The sequence below is a fragment of the Streptococcus sp. 20925_1_69 genome (genome assembly GCF_041432365.1).
GTDB lineage: Bacteria > Bacillota > Bacilli > Lactobacillales > Streptococcaceae > Streptococcus.
The window spans coordinates 70,610-87,250 of record NZ_JAPVZL010000006.1; the positions used below are offsets into that span (position 1 = coordinate 70,610).

Here is a 16,641-nt window from a genome sequence, read left to right on the forward strand (position 1 = left end):
GTCTAACTTTGGGCCACTTGACTTTCTTCCTTCTTTTCCATGAGATAGATATCTCCGAAACTCTCCTCTTGCACGAGGATCAGCTCCTGGGTTTTGATTAACTCTAGGGTTGCCAAAAAGAGGGTGATGACCTCTTGGAGATTCTGGGCTTCCTTAAACAAATCCTGCAAGCGCAATTGATCTCGTCCAGTTAAGGACTCTTTTACGATAACCATCATGTCCTCAATCTTATACTCATCCCGCAAGATGGTCGTGTGATTCTGAGAGAACTCCTCTTTTTTCTTGGCTAGGATATTTGAAAAAGCCAAAAAAAGGTCAATGGTCGTCTTGTCATGAACAAGCTCCGCATCTTCGTAAATCAACTCTGTCGGCGCTTTGGAATAGTACTGGGCCCGTTCTTGGTGCTTGGCTTCCAAGTGCTCACCCAAGAGCTTGAATTTGCGGTATTCTTCAATTTGGGAAAGAAGATCCTGCTCTAGGTCATCCTCCAAGTCTGTCACTTCCGCTACCTTTGGAAGAAGCTTGCGGCTCTTGATCAACATGAGCTGACTGGCCATGACCATGTACTCACCCGTCACTTCCAGACGCATGGCCTGCAGGGTTGAGACATAGGCTAGATACTGTTCGATGACTTCTGTAATGGGTACATCGTAAATATCCATCTGGTACTTAGAAACTAGGTGCAAAAGTAAGTCCAGAGGCCCTTCAAAATCTTTTAATTTAATATCCATTATCTATATTTTTCTAAGGTCAGGACTGTTTTTAATCCTAATTTTTTTGCAATTTCGTACAAATCAACCTTGTTTTCTATTTGTCTTAGAATGAACTGTTCCCGCAAGGCTTGGGCTGATAAGGCTGGAAAACCTTTCTCCTTGACAAAGGACTCTAGCTGACGGAAGGCCCACTGACGAGAATAGGCTTTTCCTCCCCTTTCAAAGAGATAGGTCTGGCCCATCAAGGGTTCCAATTCTGAAAGCAAGGTCGTAGGAATAGTGACAATCCTCTGTTGGGAAGCCTTCTTGATTCGCAACACCTGAAAATCCAAATTGATATCTGCAACCTTGAGGGCTAAAATCTCACTCGGCAAAAGTCCTATTTCTAGGATTAAGAGCGCTAGCAAGCGGCCCTCTGGATAGTCGCTTTCCTGCCAAAAAGAGTCTAGGTCTAACAGTTCTGGTTTTTCGGTCTTCTTTTCAGCTTGTTTGGCTAATTCCAAGCGATAAAAGCTATCCACTTCTCCTTTTTGATAGAGAAAGTAGAGAAATTGGTTACAGGCCGAAATCTTTCGCTTCTGGGCGCTGATTTTTAGATTGGCTAGCTGGGCTTGGTAAATCTTGAGACTGGTCTCAGAAATCCGCTCGCCTACCAAATCTAAAAATTGTTCCAGATCATACTTATAGGACTGCTTGGAATTGGCAGATAAGCCCTGCTTTTCCTCTAAAAAGGCTGAAATCCTGTCTCTCATTTGCATCGAATCTCATATTCCTTACTAAAATCATGCAAGAGGGCATTGACTGCCTTGAGGATAGACTTGCGCGTGATAATCCCTTGGAAAATCCCTGACGCATCCACAACCGGCAAGAAGGACTCATCTACCAGCTTGTGCAAGACCTCCGTAATGGTAAAATCAGGCGAAACAACCGCTACGTCCGTCTTGGTCATATGAACAATATCCGTATCCGCCATAATTTCTTGACTCAAGTCATGCTCCATCTGATAAGCCATAATATCTCTGAGCCCAATCGTCCCAACAAACTGTTTTTCATCTGTTACAACAGGAACACGGGTATAGGTCATCTGACTGAGCAAGAGGGTCGCATGATCCGCATTGTGGGTATCAATCAACACAGCTAGATTTTCAGCAGGGGTCAAAAAAGTTTCTTCTTGCCCCAACAAGAAAGTCTCAAACTCCTTGGCAATCATCGGCTAAACTCCTTGGACAAGCCCGGATACACCTCATGGTCTCGTGTCAAAAAGTCCACTTTGAAATAACTGTCATCAATCTCCACACGAGCATAGAGACATTCTCTGATAGTACCACGTGGTTGACTGATAGAGCCTGGATTTAGAAAGAGGGTTTTGCCTTCCATCCAAGCACTTGGCACATGCAAGTGACCATAGAGACAGATATCAGCCTCTTCCTCCTGAGCCCAGTAGTCCAACTTTTGAAAGTTGAAATTAATGTCAAACAAGTGTCCATGAGTTTGGATAATCTTGGTCGAACCAAGCTCAGTCACCAAACGTTCTGGATAGCCAGCGTAGAAGTCCATGTTCCCTTTAACTACACGGATTCCCTCCCAAAGTGGGGAATCAGGACGCAGTTCAGAATCGCCGTTATGAAAAACGGCATCAACTTTGCCCACATAGCGATCACGGATTTCTTCCACAATCAAGCTATCGCCATGAGAATCGCTCATTACAATGATGGTTTGCTTTGCCATGATGGAAATACCTCCAAAAGTTTCTTAACGGCTAAGGCACGGTGAGATTGACTATTTTTTTCTTCAAGGGTTAATTCAGCTGATGACTTGCCTGTCTCTCCTACAAGGAAAAGAGGATCATAGCCGAAGCCATTTTCACCCTTGGGTTCAAAGTTAATATAGCCTGGCCAGTCTGCTTCAACAACCAAACTTTCCTTGTTTGGACTGGCTACGACTAGGGTTGTGTGGAACTGAGCCGAGCGGTCCTTGAGTTCAAAGACCATGGCCAATTCGTGCAAGAGCTTGGCGTTGTTTTCACGGTCAGTTGCTCCGACGCCTGCAAAACGAGCCGACCAGACACCAGGCAAACCGCCCAAAACATCAACTTTCAGTCCAGAATCATCTGCCAGAACCATCTTGCCCGTTAATTGGGAAATCGTTTCTGCCTTGAGACGGGCATTTTCTTCGAAGGTCATGCCTGTTTCTGCTACTTCAGGCAGGTCAGGATAATCATTGAGATTTTCCACATCGTAGCCTAGCTTGTCAAAGATAGCTCGAAATTCCTTGGTCTTGCCCTCGTTTCGAGTCGCAATCAATAGAGTTTCTCTGACCTTGTTTGTCTCAAAGAAAACTTCTACATCAACACCTTCTTTAGGCAATTCTACATGCAGGAGTTGTCCATTTTCAACCAAGAGCAGGGCTCCCTGACGTTGGATGACTTCCAAATTTCGTCCCATTTCTTGGTTGAGGATATCTACTACAAAAGACAATAAACGGTAGAGAGAACCATAGCGTAAAACAGTAACTGAAAGTGGAAAACCTTGTTCCTCGTCTCGAAAGATTTTGGCCAATTCAACTAGAGGAAAATCCAAGTCTTCATCAGTCAACGTCCGGATGCCACCAAAAATACTATAAGAACCAACATACCAGTCCTGGTCATCCTTGTATTCATAAATTTTATTTGTCATAATTCTACATGCTCCACATGAATTTCTTTTTCCAGCCATTCTTCAGCAATTTGTGCAAAACTTTGGCTGCTGGCTGTTGTGTAAAAACGGTGATTAAGTGGTCCGGCATCGCGACCACGATTGATTTCAAAATAATTGAGTAAGACTGAGATATCCCGTACGCACTCTGCCCCACTATCAATGAGCTGAACCTTGGGTCCCATGACATTTTGAATAATAGGTCTGAGCAGTGGATAATGGGTACAACCCAAAATCAGGCTATCCACCTTTCCAACCAAGGGACGCAGGGTTTCATAGACCACTTTCTTGGTAACACTTGTTGACAGGGCACCCGACTCCACCAAGGGAGCAAACTTGGGACAGGCCAAACTCTCCACCTGTAAATCTGGATCCAGATCGTTAATTTTTTGACGATAAATGTCAGATTGGACCGTCATGGGTGTTCCAATCACTCCGATTTTCCCACCTTGACTGGACTTGATAGCTGCCGAAGCTCCTGGCAAAATCACACCTAGGACAGGAATATCTAGTTGAGCCTTGATTTCTTCCCAAACGACCGCAGTCGCAGTATTACAAGCAATGACAATCATCTTGACATCCTTGGTCAAAAGAAAGTTAACCAACTGCCAAGTATATTCACGAATTTGCTCAGCAGGACGGGGACCATAGGGCGCCCGCGCCGAATCTCCAATATAGACGATTTCTTCATGGGGAAGCTGGCGCATGAGCTCGCGCACAACGGTCAAGCCCCCGACACCCGAATCCAAAAAACCAATTGGTCGATTATCCATACAGTCTTCTTTCTAGTCTTTTTTCTGATTGATAGTTCATTATGATTACCGTTCCTTATGAACTGAATAATGACAGCCTAAGCAACAACTATCTCTCTTAATCATAATCAAATATCAATAGAATGCAAGGAAAAAGTCTCATTCCTAAACCCTTAGCCAACATAGTGAGAAGTCTGGAACTTTCATCCCAGACTTTTCCTTATTTATTTTTTCTTTTTATTGTTAGCAAGGGCTGCCTTTTGTTGGCGGATGATTTGGTGGTAAACTTGTTGTACCTTAGCTTCGCTTGGTTTTTGACCATTTGCACTCAAAAGAGTACGAACTGCTTCAGCATTCAAACGTGGGTTGTCAGCGAATTCTTTTTCGATTTGCTTACGAATCAAGTACATTCCTCCAAGAGCTCCTCCTAGAAAAGCTAGCACAATCAATACAATTGCTAATAGTAAATCCATCATATTTCTCCTGTTTCTTTTTAAGTCTCTTTCATTATACCACAAACTAGCCACCCTGACTAGTTTGTTTTACGCTTTCAGGAATGGAATAGACAGCAAAAAGAACCCTGCTTTTCTGCAAAAGAGGGCTCCTTACTGAGTTTATACTCAATGAAAATCAAAGAGCAAACTAGGAAGCTAGCCGCAGGCTGCTCAAAACACTGTTTTGAGGTTGCAGATAGAGCTGACACGGTTTGAATTGGATTTTCGAAGAGTATTAATTTACATAAATAGCCAGTGTTTGATGCGGTCTGAGTAGAATTTTTTCAGACACTTCTGCATCTTCATAATTGGAAAGCAAAATTTGTCCATTTTGGTAGGCTACTGGTAAATCCATTTCCACTTCTGTGACATAGAAATTATTGAGCCACATCTCAGCCTTTTTCTTTATCCCAAAACCAATTCATCGCTAACTAAACTTTGCCCACTATTTTTCTGGAAGAGATGCATGAGATCTTCAACTGTTAGATTCTTTTTCTCTTCTCCTTTGACATCCACCACTATCTTGCCCTGATAGAGCATAATGAGACGATTCCCGTACTCAATCGCATGATTCATATCATGAGTAATCATCAGAGTGGTTAACTGATGGTGCTCCACAATCTTTTGCGTCAAATCCATCACCATTTGACTCGTTTTCGGGTCAAGTGCCGCAGTGTGTTCATCTAACAGCAAGAGCTTAGGTTTCACCAAGGCTGCCATGACTAGGGTCAAGGCCTGTCTTTGTCCTCCTGAAAGGTATTGAGTATCCACTTTCAAGCGGTTTTCAAGGCCAATATTCAACTCTTTCAAGGCTTCTTGGAACTGGATTCTATCCTTCTCCTTCACACCCCAGCCAAGCCCTCTCTTTTGCCCACGTCTCAAGGCAATAGCCATATTCTCCTCAATCGTCAAACGCGAAGCTGTTCCCATCTTAGGATCTTGAAAAACACGAGCGATATCCTTGGCTCTCTTTCTTACACTCAGATTTTTAATGGATTTGCCTGCCAATAAAAGGTCCCCTTCATCCACCGATAGATTGCCAGCCAAGATATTCATCAAGGTAGATTTGCCTGCTCCATTTCCACCAATCACAGAGATAAAATCTCCCTCTTCAACCTCTAAATCTAATCCTTTGAGGACATGGTTCTCATTGACCGTCCCTGCTTCAAATGTTTTGTGAATATTTTCAAGTGTTAACAAACTTGCCATAACTTTCTCCTCCTATTCATTTCTCAATTTCAGACCACGAATCTTTAATCTCTTTTGCAATTCTGGCGCAAATAAAACTAAGGCGAGCAAGATTGCATTAAAGAGACGAACCAGATTTTGATCTAGATTTGGAATTTCATAGATATTTAAAATAATCAAACGGTAAACAATGGCACCGATTCCGATGGATAACAGGCGACCTCCAATGGTCAAGTCGTGTATCAAGACTTCCGCAATAATCACCGCACTCAAACCAACAACGATAGTTCCTGTCCCAGAAGTCACATCTGAAAATCCATCATTTTGGGCAAACAAGGAACCACATAGGGCAATCAAACCGTTTGAAATCATGTAACCAACAATCTTCATAGTGTCGACATTGACCCCATTTGCCTCACTCATCGGAATATTGTCCCCAGTCGAACGCAAGACCAAACCAATCTCTGTTTTCATCAACAGGGTCAAGACCAAACAAACAAGTAAGAGACAGGCTAAACTGAGTGAGAAAACAGCTTCTTCAGTTGTCAGCCCTAAGCTCGCCAACTGTTTAAAGACAGTTGAAGAATCTCCCAAGGAAAGATTGGGCACACTTCCCATGATTTTAATATTGATTGAATAGAGCCCTGTCAAGGTCACAATCCCTGTCAAGAGAGCTGGAATTTTCATCTTGGTGTGGAGCATTCCTGATACAAGACCTGCTACCATACCTGCCAGCAAAGCTAGCACGGTCGCAATCCAAGGATTTGTCCCTGCCTGTATCTGAGATACAACGACAGCTGCACCCAAAGGAAAGGCTCCCTCAGCTGTCATATCCGCAATATCCAAAATACGGAAAGTCAAGTAGACCCCAATAGCCATAATCGACCACAATAAACCTTCTGATAAACTAGATAATACAAAATTCATCTTAAACCTCCTTATTCCTTGCCTTCTAACTTACTGATATCAATTCCCAATGCATCTGCCATTTCTTGATTGGTATGCAATTCCAGTTTTTCAGGCAACTCAACTGCTATATTTTCTGGCTTCTCACCTTTTAAAACACGAACCAGCATTCGAGCTGTCTGTCTTCCCAATTCTTCATAATTGGTTCCGTAGTTATACAAGCCACCAACAGCAATCATTTCTGTTGAACCACCGAATACTGGAATCTTGTGTTTAATAGAAACCTGCTTAACTGTTTCCATGGTTGATGAAATGATATTATCCGTTGGTACAAAAACCATATCTACCTCTGCCATCAAGCTTTCTGCTGCCGCCTTGACGTTGTTGCTGTCCAAGATTGTTTTTTCAACAACGGTAAATCCTTTTTCTTCCAGAAGTCGCTTAGCTTCATCCTTTTGGACAACTGAGTTTGGCTCGCTCTGAGTATAGAGAATTCCAATCGTTTTAGCTTTTGGCAACACTTTCTTTATCAAATTGATTTGGGTTGAAATGGCATCTGATGACTGATCGCTTGTCCCAGTTACATTGCCCCCAGGATGCTCTCTTGACTCAACTAACTTGGCACTGACAGGGTCTGTTACCGCTGAAAAGATAACCGGTGTCGTTTGTGTTGTATTAGCCAAGCTCTGAGCAGAAGGCGTTGCGATGGCTAGAACGACATCACTAGATTCTGCTAGTTGCTGGGAAATGGTTTTTAGATTTCTTTGCTCACCCTGTGCATTTTGCAAATCAATCTCGATATTTTTTCCTTCAATATAGCCTTGCTTGGCCAACTCATCCACAAACCCTTCTCTAGTAGCGTCCAAAGATTGATGAGTAATAAACTGCGAAATACCGATACGAAAAACATCTTTTTTCTTATCTGCCTTCAACTGATGCAAACTGATCAGAGAGGTCAAGAGAATCCCCACTACCAAGAGGGGTGCTAGTAATTTTCGAACAACTTTCATAATGAAACTCCTTCTCAGAAAAGATAAAACAAAAAACCGCCTAGATACTATCTAAACGGATGCTTGAAATAATCTAACAAGTTACAACTTAGCTAGTCCATTTAGATATTCATCTATATGGACCACAATCAAAAATCTTAGCCACATAGATACAAACAAATTGCTTGAACTGTTTGCATCCATGGTGACATGTCTACAAACACTATCTAAAGTAGCTAAAGTAAAAGTTTTGATTCATCGTTACAGCTTGTTTCTTATTCATTTCTTTTTCTGCTTTCTTTTTTGATGTTTCCTATCTTACCACCTTTTTCATCACCTGTCAAGAATATTTCAGAATTTTTTAAAATTTTTCGAAAATTCTTTCAAGCCACTATCAAAGTTTTTTCAAATAAGTCCAACAAAAAAAGGTTTATAATTTCCATAAAAGTTGACATGGAAATTATAAAACCACTATTAGTTTAACCCTTGTTGGTAACGCGCCAATTCGGCTTGGTTAGCCCAAACATAGTGACCTGGACGGATTTCTACCATAGATGGCTTATCAGTCTCATAGTCGTGTTGACTTGGGTCGTAAACCTTCAAGACCTTCTTACGTTCCAAGATTGGATCTGGGATTGGTACCGCTGAAAGCAAGGCTTGAGTATATGGATGAATTGGGTTGTTAAACAATTCTTCTGTTTCTGCAACCTCTACAATAACACCCTTGTAAATAACTGCGATACGATCTGAAATAAAGCGAACGACAGACAAGTCATGGGCTATAAAGAGATAGGTCAAACCGAGTTCTTTTTGGAATTTTTTGAGCAAGTTCAAGACTTGGGCACGTACAGAAACGTCCAAGGCTGAAATGGGCTCATCCGCAATAACAAAGTCTGGTTGCATGACCAAGGCACGGGCAATACCGATACGTTGACGTTGACCACCTGAAAACTCATGAGGGTAACGAGTCAAATGCTCAGCAAGAAGCCCCACTTCACGGATAATATTTTTAACTTTCTCTTTACGTTCTTCTTCATCTTTGAACAGATGATGATTGTAAAGACCTTCAGAAATAATATAATCAACAGTGGCACGTTCATTCAAACTTGCTGCAGGGTCTTGGAAAATCATCTGGATTCGACGAATCAATTCCGCAGCTTGTTCACGCGATTTCTTACCATTAATCTTTTGACCATCAAAAATAATATCACCATTACTTGTATCATTTAGACCGATTATCGCACGACCAATAGTTGTTTTCCCACTACCTGACTCACCTACAAGCGAGAACGTTTCTCCCTTGTTGATAAAGAAGTTAGCATTTTTAACCGCGACAAACTTCTTACTTCCTTCACCGAAGGAAATTTCTAAATCTTTGATTTCTACTAATTTTTCAGACATTTCCTTCCTCCTAGTCAGCCAGATGGGCAAATCCCATTTTTTCACGAATCTTATCATGGAGATTTGCAATCACAGCTGGTTTTTCTACTTTTGGAGCATCCTCATGAAGTAGCCAAGTTTTAGCCCAATGTGTCTCTGATACTGAGAATTGAGGAGCTTTTTGTTCGAAGTCAATCTGCATTGCATAGTCTGAACGCAAGGCAAAGGCATCCCCTTTCAGGTCAGTATAAAGTGACGGAGGTGTTCCTGGGATTGAGTAAAGATCCCCTTTATCATCAGCAAGCTGAGGCAAGCTAGACAAGAGACTCCATGTATATGGATGGCGAGGGTCATAGAAGACTTCCTCAACAGTTCCATATTCAACGATTTCTCCTGCATACATCACCGCTACCTTATCCGCAATACTTGCTACCACACCAAGGTCGTGAGTGATAAAGATTGTTGTGAAATGGTACTCGTTTTGCAAGGATTTCAGCAAATCAATAATCTGTGCTTGGATGGTTACATCCAAGGCAGTCGTTGGCTCGTCACAAATCAAGACATCAGGTCGGCAGGCAAGGGCAATCGCAATAACGATACGTTGACGCATTCCTCCAGAATATTGGAATGGGTATTCATCAAAACGTCTATCTGCATCTGGAATCCCAACCTTATTCATGTAGTCAATCGCCAATTCTTTCGCTTCTTTAGCTGTTTTTCCTTGGTGTTTTACAATAACTTCTGTAATCTGACTACCAATTGTTTTAATTGGGTCCAAACTAGTCATCGGATCTTGGAAGATAGTCGCAATCTTAGCACCACGAATTTGTTCCCAATCTTTGTGAGAAGATAGAGATGTCAAATCCTGACCACGGTAGTCAATACTTCCTTGAGCAATACGACCATTTTCTTCAAGCATACCTGTGAAAGTCTTTGTCAAAACAGATTTCCCTGATCCTGACTCACCTACCAGGGCTAATACTTCTCCTTCAACTAGTTCAAGAGAAACGCCGCGAATAGCTGTCAATACTTTGTCACGAACGTCAAATTCCACGACAATATCGCGAGCAGTCAAAATTACATTTTTTTCTTTTGTCATTTCTACTCCTATCTATGTGTACGTGGATCACTAGCATCCGCTAAGTTTTGACCAACTACGAAAAGGGACAAGGATACCAGGACAAGAGTTGTCAATGGAATCCAGAACAAGTAAGCATTGGTTGTAACGTTTTGTGAATAATCCGAAATCAAACGACCCAAACTTGGCACTGTAATCGGTAATCCAAGACCGAAGAAAGACAAGAAGGCTTCGTATGAGATAAAGCTTGGAAGCATTTGGGTCATCGTTGTCACAATAACAGATACCAATTGAGGCATGATATTCTTGGCAACAATCTTCAAGGTCGGTGTTCCCAAAGTACGTGACGCCAAGTTGTATTCCAAGTCACGATAACGCAAGATTTGCACACGGATCATGAAGGCAATCCCAATCCATGTTGTTACACTCATGGCAAAAATCAGATTCCAGAATCCAGCTCCGATTGAGTAAGTCAAGACAATAACAATCAAAAGAGATGGGATGTTTGAGATGACGTTATAAACTTCCATCATCACGCGGTCAACTGATTTTGAAATTCCCCAAATACCACCGACAAAAACACCGATAACCAAGTTAATCACTGTCGCAATCACAGAAATGAGGATAGAGTTACGAGCTCCGAACCAGACGCCGTCAAAAAGAGATTTACCGTTACTGTCTGTACCGAACCAATGCTCAGCATTTGGCTTGATATAACGAGCACTAAAGTCGTTTACCTTGCTGACATCATTAAAATCAAACTTAGAAAACATTGGGTAGATGAAACTCATCAAAATGATGGCTACCAAGATTCCCAACATGACTACAGTTGATTTTTTCTTCATAAATTGTCTAAACACTGAACCCCAGTATGAATAAGCTGGCGCATCAATGGCTTCAGAGGCAAAATCATCACGTTTTACAAACTGAAATTTTTCTTTATCGATTGTAGACATTATTTGCCTCCTTTCTCAGTCAATTTAATACGTGGGTCAATAATAGTCATCCAAATATCTCCCAAAAGAAGTGAGAAGATAGAAATACATGTAAAGATGAAGACAAGACCAACGACCATAGAGTTATTAGATGCTTTTACAGAGTCAATCAACATTTTACCCATACCTGGGAAGGCGAAGACTGTTTCAGTAAGGGTTGCACCACCGATAACCCCGATAACAGCACCAGGAATTCCTGAAACCAGCGGAACCATGGCATTTTTAAAGATGTGTTTGTTTGAAATTTCTTTTTCAGACAAACCTTTGGCACGAGCAAAACGAACAAAGTCTTGTGATTGCAAGTCAATCATGTAACGACGAATCCAAATAGCTGTACCAGGAGCACCCAACAAACCAAGGATAACTGCTGGTAAAACATACGAACGCCAATCTCCAGCACCCAAGATAGGGAATGAATCTGGCAAGCCGATTGAAGAACCAGCCAAACGAACGATATAAACCAAGGCAATTGTTGGAAGAGCCATCAAGAAGGTCAAAGCCCCTGTTGAGAAGCTATCAATCCAAGTGTTCTTGAAGCGAGCCATAGCTGAACCAAGCGGCACAGCAATCGCATAAGAAATTACCAAACCAATCAATCCAACGACAGCAGAGCTAGCAATCATAGAAGGATATTGGTAGTTACTTTCAGTTGCAGTATATGGGTCATCTTTCCCATAGTTAGCTACTTCACGAGAGTCAGCCTGACTAGGTGATTTGTAGGTTCTTGAGTAAATATTTACAGAAGAAGTTTTCTTACCTGTTGGGAACTGAACTTGAGATGTTTTTGTTTGCCCTTGTCCTTGAGTAATAACCTGTAAAACAGGGCTATTAGCATAGGTTGGATAAGAGTCACCTAAATTAATGTTCACAAAGTTTTGATGCACAAATGGGAACTGACTGTTGAAGTACAAGAGATATTTGTGTTTAGTTCCTGAACCGACCAAGGACCATCCGATAGCTGGATCGTTTTCGAAACGAAGGTAACGTTTCAAGTCTGGATTTTCAGGGTCTTGAATTTTATTAGTATGGTCAATATCAATCAAGTTAGCATAGAAGTGAAAAACACGTTCAAAAATTGGGATTTCACGAGTAGCGTAGAATTGGCCACTTTCAGTAAATTCTCCCAAGGTCCAACCATGACCGATTTGTTTGATGTATTTTTCATAGATAGCCTTGTTGGTGTCATTAGCTTCAACGGTTACAGAAGCATCCATCTGGCTAGCTTTTTCTTGCAACTCTTTGGTATCGTAGTACTCGATATAGCCCATACGCTCATAAACAGTATTCTCATAGTTATCACGTTTATCAGCCGTTGTCGCAATCTTGTTGTAGTTGGTATCCTGTTTGAAAATCAATTTTCGAGGAACCATTGTATAGATAATCGTGTAAGTCAAAGTTGTTACTAAGAAGATAGAAACCAATGACCGCAAAACACGCATAAAAATATATTTTTTCATATCATTTCCTTTAAAAATCCCAAAAGAACCTTCTCCTCATGGAGAGAAAGTTCTATTGAAAATTATTTACTTCACATGACTTGCCAATTCTTTTTGAGCTTTCTCGTTTGACTCAGTCTTTTCTTTCAACCATTTTTCACGAGCTTTTTCATACTCTTCTTTGGTAATTGCTTTTTCGCCAACTTCAGTGTACTTCAAGTATCCTGAATTTTCACCTTTAAGGCCGGCTACAGAATATGAAGAGCTAAATGGTAGAACTTTTGAAACATATGAAACGGCTGTTTCTTTAGGAGAAGCCATTACTGGAATTGTCAAAGCATTGTCAGTCAACCAAGCTTGTGCTACTGCGTATTTTTCATAACGTTTTTGAACATCTTGGTTTTCGCTGTTTGCGTCATCAAGTAATTTTCCATAGTCAGCTAAACCAAGTTTGCTTACTACTGATGCATCTGTGTTTTGGTCAATACCAAGGTAAAGGCGAGTGCTTCCTCCCTTAAGGACGAATTGATCCAAGAAAGTAGAAGGATCTTGATAGTCAGGGTTCCATCCTAGCAAGGTATGGATATCCCAGTCTTGTTCTTTAGCTGTTGGAGCGCTAAATGAAATTGGTAAAGCTTCTGCTTGAGTCATTTGTTGTAAGTCTACAACAACATTATCTGAACCCAATACTTTTTCAATTGATTGTTTCAATGATTGAACACGGTTTACAACCGCTGTTGATTCTTGGATAACCAAGGCATCCAAGTGGATTGGGAATTCAACACCTTCAGCTTGCAAGCTTGATTTAGCTTTAGCAAAGACTTCTTTAGCTTTTTCTTCATTGTAAAGTCCATTTTGAGAATCTGCTAGAGACACGTTTGACCAAGTAGAAGAATTTGTCTTAGCCAAGCTATCTTGTACCAATTCACCAAATGTTTTCTTACCAACTTGAAGATTATATGGTGCAAATGTATTACGGATGGCTACTGCAGCTCCATCAGTACCATTTGTTTGAGCTGAATAAGAAGCACGGTCCACTGCAAAGTTCAAGGCTTGACGGAATTCCTTATTTAGCAATGCTTTCTGAGTAGATGTCTTTTGGGCATCACTTGTTTTGGCAGTGTTGTTATAGGTTGTACGGCCATAGTTCAAGCTGACAGTTGCAACACCCGCACCTGGTTCATTAAAGTAAATGTTATCTTTAAAGTCAGCTGCATATTTTTCATATGTAGAACTTGTAGGGAAGATACGAGCCTTGCTATATTGACCATCAGCAAAACCTTTAGCAATCACATCTTGGTCCTTACCATCCCAGAAAGTGAACTTAACGTTCTCAATTTTTACATTTTCTTTGTCCCAGTAAGCATCATTTTTAGCCATCTCGATAGATGATTTTGGAGTTACAGATTTTAAGACAAATGGACCGTTATAAAGAATAGAGTTAGCATCGGTTGGGGCACCAAAACCTTCCCCTTTTGAAGTTAAGAATTCTTCATTAACCGGCATCAAAACACCACTAGTTGTCTTGTCATTCCAGAAAGTTTCTGGCTGGTTCAAGGTATATTCTAATGTTTGATCATCAAGCGCTTTTACTCCAACGGTTGAAAAATCGCTTGTTTCACCCTTGATATAGGCTTCTAATCCTTTAATAGAAGAGCTAACGATTGAAAGTCCTTTTGATTTTCCATCTACCGCATGTTTCAAACCAGTAACGAAGTCTTTAGCAGTGACAGGAGCGTACTCTTCTCCCTCTGCAGTTACCCATTTAGCATCCTTACGGATTTTATAAGTATAAGTCAAACCATCTTTTGAAACTGTCCATGATTCAGCAATAGAAGGAACCAGATTACCATATTTATCGTTAGCCAACAAACCATCTACAGCATTTGTTGTGACGAAAGATGTTGAATCAATATTGCTAACGATATAATCCAAGGTTTCTGGATCTGTTTGATAAACATATTGGTAATCTTTTGCTAGTTTAGCATTATTTGAACTAGTGTTTGAACACGCAGCTAGAACTCCTGACGCTAATAAGGTAGCTCCCGCTACAGCAAGCACTTGACTTTTTTTCATTTATTTACTCCTCTTATAAAGTATAGGTTATTATTGATTATACCATATATTTTAAGATATTTCAATAAAAGTAAACGAATTTTCAGAATATTTAGGCTTATTAACACAAAAAATCTGAAAAAGCTATTGACTGAAAATCATTTTCAAGGTATAATAATAAACGTTAAGGCGGTATAGCCAAGTGGTAAGGCACGGCTCTGCAAAAGCTTGATCGTCGGTTCAAATCCGTCTACCGCCTTTCAATACCGAATTTATCGGAATTTATCAAGACAGAAAGCCCAATTTAAAGGGCTTTTTTCTTTTTCCTCGAATAAATACGTATAACTTTAAAAAACTTTTGGGGCAAGGTTGGGGCTGAGTTTTTCGAGGATACTATTCCCTTTTAAAACAACTGAAAAAAGCTTTGTCACTCATGATGACAAAAGCCTCTAATTTACTCTGTTTCTTCTTCTATTTCGACTTCTGTGATTTGGACTTTTACCTTGGTAACACGTCCATTTTTCACTTTATCATTGGTCAGGATAAGCTGTTTGTTTTGGCTGACTAATTCATAACTGAGTTTCTCAGTCGTTGGAATGGTCCCAACTCCTGTCAAATAGTAACCAGCGATGGTATCAACGTCATCACTTGCCAGTTCGACATCGAAGTAGTCATTAAAATCATTGAGATTCATGGTACCTTGAACAATATAAGTATCTTCTCCAATTTTATGAACTTCGATTTCAGCCTTATCTGTTTCGTCATCGATTTCCCCAACGATTTCCTCTAAGAGGTCTTCAAGTGTCACCAAACCAGCCATCCCACCGTATTCATCCAGCAAGATTGCCATTTGTCTTTGGGTATTGCGCAGTTCTTTTAGCAAGTCATCCACAAAAATGGTTTCAGGAACAAAAAGTGGATCTTGTAAGATTTTCTTCCAAACAATATTGTCAAAACCGTCCACAAAGCCCGCCTTAAGGAGACTCTTAGTGTGAATAATCCCAATCACGTTATCCTTGTCGCCATCATAGACAGGGATACGAGAATAATTTTGTTTTAAAATACTTTGGATGATGGTTTGACTCTCATCCTGAATATCGACCATGAAGGCATCCGTCCGAGGAACCATGACTTCTCTGGCCATTAATTCGTCCAGTGAAAAAATCCCTTGTAACATCTCAATTTCGTCAGCATCTAGTGTTTCTTCACTATTTGTCAACATGTACTCAATTTCATCACGGGTCATTTTTTCGTCAGCATCGTCAAAGGTCATCGGAGTCAAGCGACTCAAGAGATTGGTAGATGCAGACAAGAGCCAAACAAAGGGACTAACTAGTTTCCCAAGCCCAATGATAACTGGCGCTGTACGAATGGCCAAGGCATCCTTTAGATTAAGAGCAATTCTCTTAGGATACAATTCCCCAAAAACGATGGAAATATAAGTCAAAAATGCTAAAGATAGAAAACTTGCAACGGCATAAGCTGTTTCGCCATTTCCAAGCCAAGATGCAATTTCTCGTCCTAGAGTTTCTGCCAAACTCGCCCCTGATAAGATCGTAATCAGGGTAATCCCTACTTGAATGGTTGATAAAAAGTGGTTAGGATTTTCTAATACCTTCAGCAGACGAATATAGCGTCTATCTCCTTCTTCTGCCTTCTGTTCAACCCGCGCACGGTTTAGTGACACCATGGCCATTTCTGTGGCTGAGAAAAAGGCATTTAACACCGTCAAGATAAACAACAAAACAAATTGTAGCAACAAATTCTGACTACTTGGGTCTTCCATAGTTCTTCTCCTAAAATAGTATCTTATCTTTTATTATATCACAAAATATAGTCCAGTACATATTATTTTTTCTCATACTCTTCGAAAATCTCTTTAAACCACGTCAGCTTTATCTGCAACCTCAAAGCTGTGCTTTGAGAAACCTGCGGCTAGCTTCCTAGTTTGCACTTTGATTT

General features: G+C 40.7%; 16 protein-coding genes, 1 tRNA gene and 1 pseudogene. 1 reads left to right on the forward strand and 17 read right to left on the reverse strand.

The genetic code is table 11. The features are described from left to right. Positions 1–2: 2 nt before the first annotated feature. The 16 genes and pseudogenes from O3601_RS05550 to O3601_RS05625 all read right to left on the reverse strand — a co-directional run bounded on the left by O3601_RS05550 (position 3) and on the right by O3601_RS05625 (position 14,700). Entirely contained in the window at positions 3–731 is a 729-nt protein-coding gene (locus tag O3601_RS05550; protein ID WP_261031659.1) for a segregation/condensation protein A, read from the reverse strand. After that, on the reverse strand, positions 731–1,465 hold the full coding sequence (gene xerD, locus O3601_RS05555) for a site-specific tyrosine recombinase XerD (protein ID WP_371471639.1): 735 nt from the start codon (positions 1,463–1,465) through the stop codon (positions 731–733). Before xerD ends, O3601_RS05550 begins: the two co-directional genes overlap by 1 nt. Next, a complete protein-coding gene (cbpB, locus tag O3601_RS05560) occupies positions 1,462–1,923 on the reverse strand; it encodes a cyclic-di-AMP-binding protein CbpB (RefSeq protein ID WP_000560716.1) in 462 nt (153 codons plus the stop codon). The genes xerD and cbpB overlap by 4 nt, the downstream gene beginning before the upstream one ends. Further along, positions 1,920–2,441, reverse strand: a complete 522-nt coding sequence (locus O3601_RS05565; RefSeq protein ID WP_001118952.1) for a metallophosphoesterase — start codon at positions 2,439–2,441, stop codon at positions 1,920–1,922. The genes cbpB and O3601_RS05565 overlap by 4 nt, the downstream gene beginning before the upstream one ends. Beyond that, positions 2,417–3,388 carry a nucleoside-triphosphate diphosphatase gene (locus O3601_RS05570; RefSeq protein ID WP_371471641.1) on the reverse strand — a complete coding sequence of 324 codons (972 nt, stop codon included), beginning with the start codon at positions 3,386–3,388 and terminating at the stop codon, positions 2,417–2,419. Before O3601_RS05570 ends, O3601_RS05565 begins: the two co-directional genes overlap by 25 nt. After that, positions 3,385–4,179 (reverse strand): glutamate racemase, encoded by a 795-nt coding sequence (gene racE / locus O3601_RS05575; RefSeq protein ID WP_371471643.1) that lies wholly within the window; start codon positions 4,177–4,179, stop codon positions 3,385–3,387. Before racE ends, O3601_RS05570 begins: the two co-directional genes overlap by 4 nt. Before the next feature lie 203 nt (positions 4,180–4,382). Next, positions 4,383–4,631 (reverse strand): YneF family protein, encoded by a 249-nt coding sequence (locus O3601_RS05580; protein WP_076984790.1) that lies wholly within the window; start codon positions 4,629–4,631, stop codon positions 4,383–4,385. 256 nt (positions 4,632–4,887) lie between these two features. Next, positions 4,888–5,037, reverse strand: a pseudogene (locus tag O3601_RS05585) (alpha,alpha-phosphotrehalase); the annotation flags it as partial. 20 nt (positions 5,038–5,057) lie between these two features. Then, positions 5,058–5,861: an ABC transporter ATP-binding protein gene (locus O3601_RS05590; protein WP_050391064.1), complete on the reverse strand. Its 804-nt coding sequence runs from the start codon at positions 5,859–5,861 to the stop codon at positions 5,058–5,060. 12 nt (positions 5,862–5,873) lie between these two features. Further along, positions 5,874–6,767 (reverse strand): ABC transporter permease, encoded by an 894-nt coding sequence (locus O3601_RS05595; RefSeq protein WP_371471645.1) that lies wholly within the window; start codon positions 6,765–6,767, stop codon positions 5,874–5,876. 11 nt (positions 6,768–6,778) lie between these two features. After that, positions 6,779–7,756: an ABC transporter substrate binding protein gene (locus O3601_RS05600; RefSeq protein WP_371471646.1), complete on the reverse strand. Its 978-nt coding sequence runs from the start codon at positions 7,754–7,756 to the stop codon at positions 6,779–6,781. A 453-nt stretch (positions 7,757–8,209) separates the two neighbouring features. Then, positions 8,210–9,136 carry an ATP-binding cassette domain-containing protein gene (locus tag O3601_RS05605; RefSeq protein ID WP_001291284.1) on the reverse strand — a complete coding sequence of 309 codons (927 nt, stop codon included), beginning with the start codon at positions 9,134–9,136 and terminating at the stop codon, positions 8,210–8,212. 10 nt (positions 9,137–9,146) lie between these two features. Beyond that, positions 9,147–10,214: an ABC transporter ATP-binding protein gene (locus O3601_RS05610; protein WP_045605536.1), complete on the reverse strand. Its 1,068-nt coding sequence runs from the start codon at positions 10,212–10,214 to the stop codon at positions 9,147–9,149. A gap of 8 nt (positions 10,215–10,222) precedes the next feature. After that, positions 10,223–11,149 carry an oligopeptide ABC transporter permease OppC gene (oppC, locus tag O3601_RS05615; protein WP_000103691.1) on the reverse strand — a complete coding sequence of 309 codons (927 nt, stop codon included), beginning with the start codon at positions 11,147–11,149 and terminating at the stop codon, positions 10,223–10,225. Beyond that, positions 11,149–12,645, reverse strand: a complete 1,497-nt coding sequence (locus O3601_RS05620) for an ABC transporter permease (RefSeq protein ID WP_000759914.1) — start codon at positions 12,643–12,645, stop codon at positions 11,149–11,151. Before O3601_RS05620 ends, oppC begins: the two co-directional genes overlap by 1 nt. Positions 12,646–12,711: 66 nt before the next feature. Continuing rightward, positions 12,712–14,700 carry a peptide ABC transporter substrate-binding protein gene (locus tag O3601_RS05625; protein WP_261025485.1) on the reverse strand — a complete coding sequence of 663 codons (1,989 nt, stop codon included), beginning with the start codon at positions 14,698–14,700 and terminating at the stop codon, positions 12,712–12,714. 167 nt (positions 14,701–14,867) lie between these two features. On the opposite strand from O3601_RS05625, the gene O3601_RS05630 reads away from it, so the two are divergent. Next, a tRNA-Cys gene (locus tag O3601_RS05630) sits at positions 14,868–14,938 on the forward strand. 195 nt (positions 14,939–15,133) lie between these two features. Here the strand turns inward: O3601_RS05630 and O3601_RS05635 are convergent. Further along, on the reverse strand, positions 15,134–16,465 hold the full coding sequence (locus tag O3601_RS05635) for a hemolysin family protein (RefSeq protein WP_261033946.1): 1,332 nt from the start codon (positions 16,463–16,465) through the stop codon (positions 15,134–15,136). Positions 16,466–16,641 lie beyond the last annotated feature (176 nt).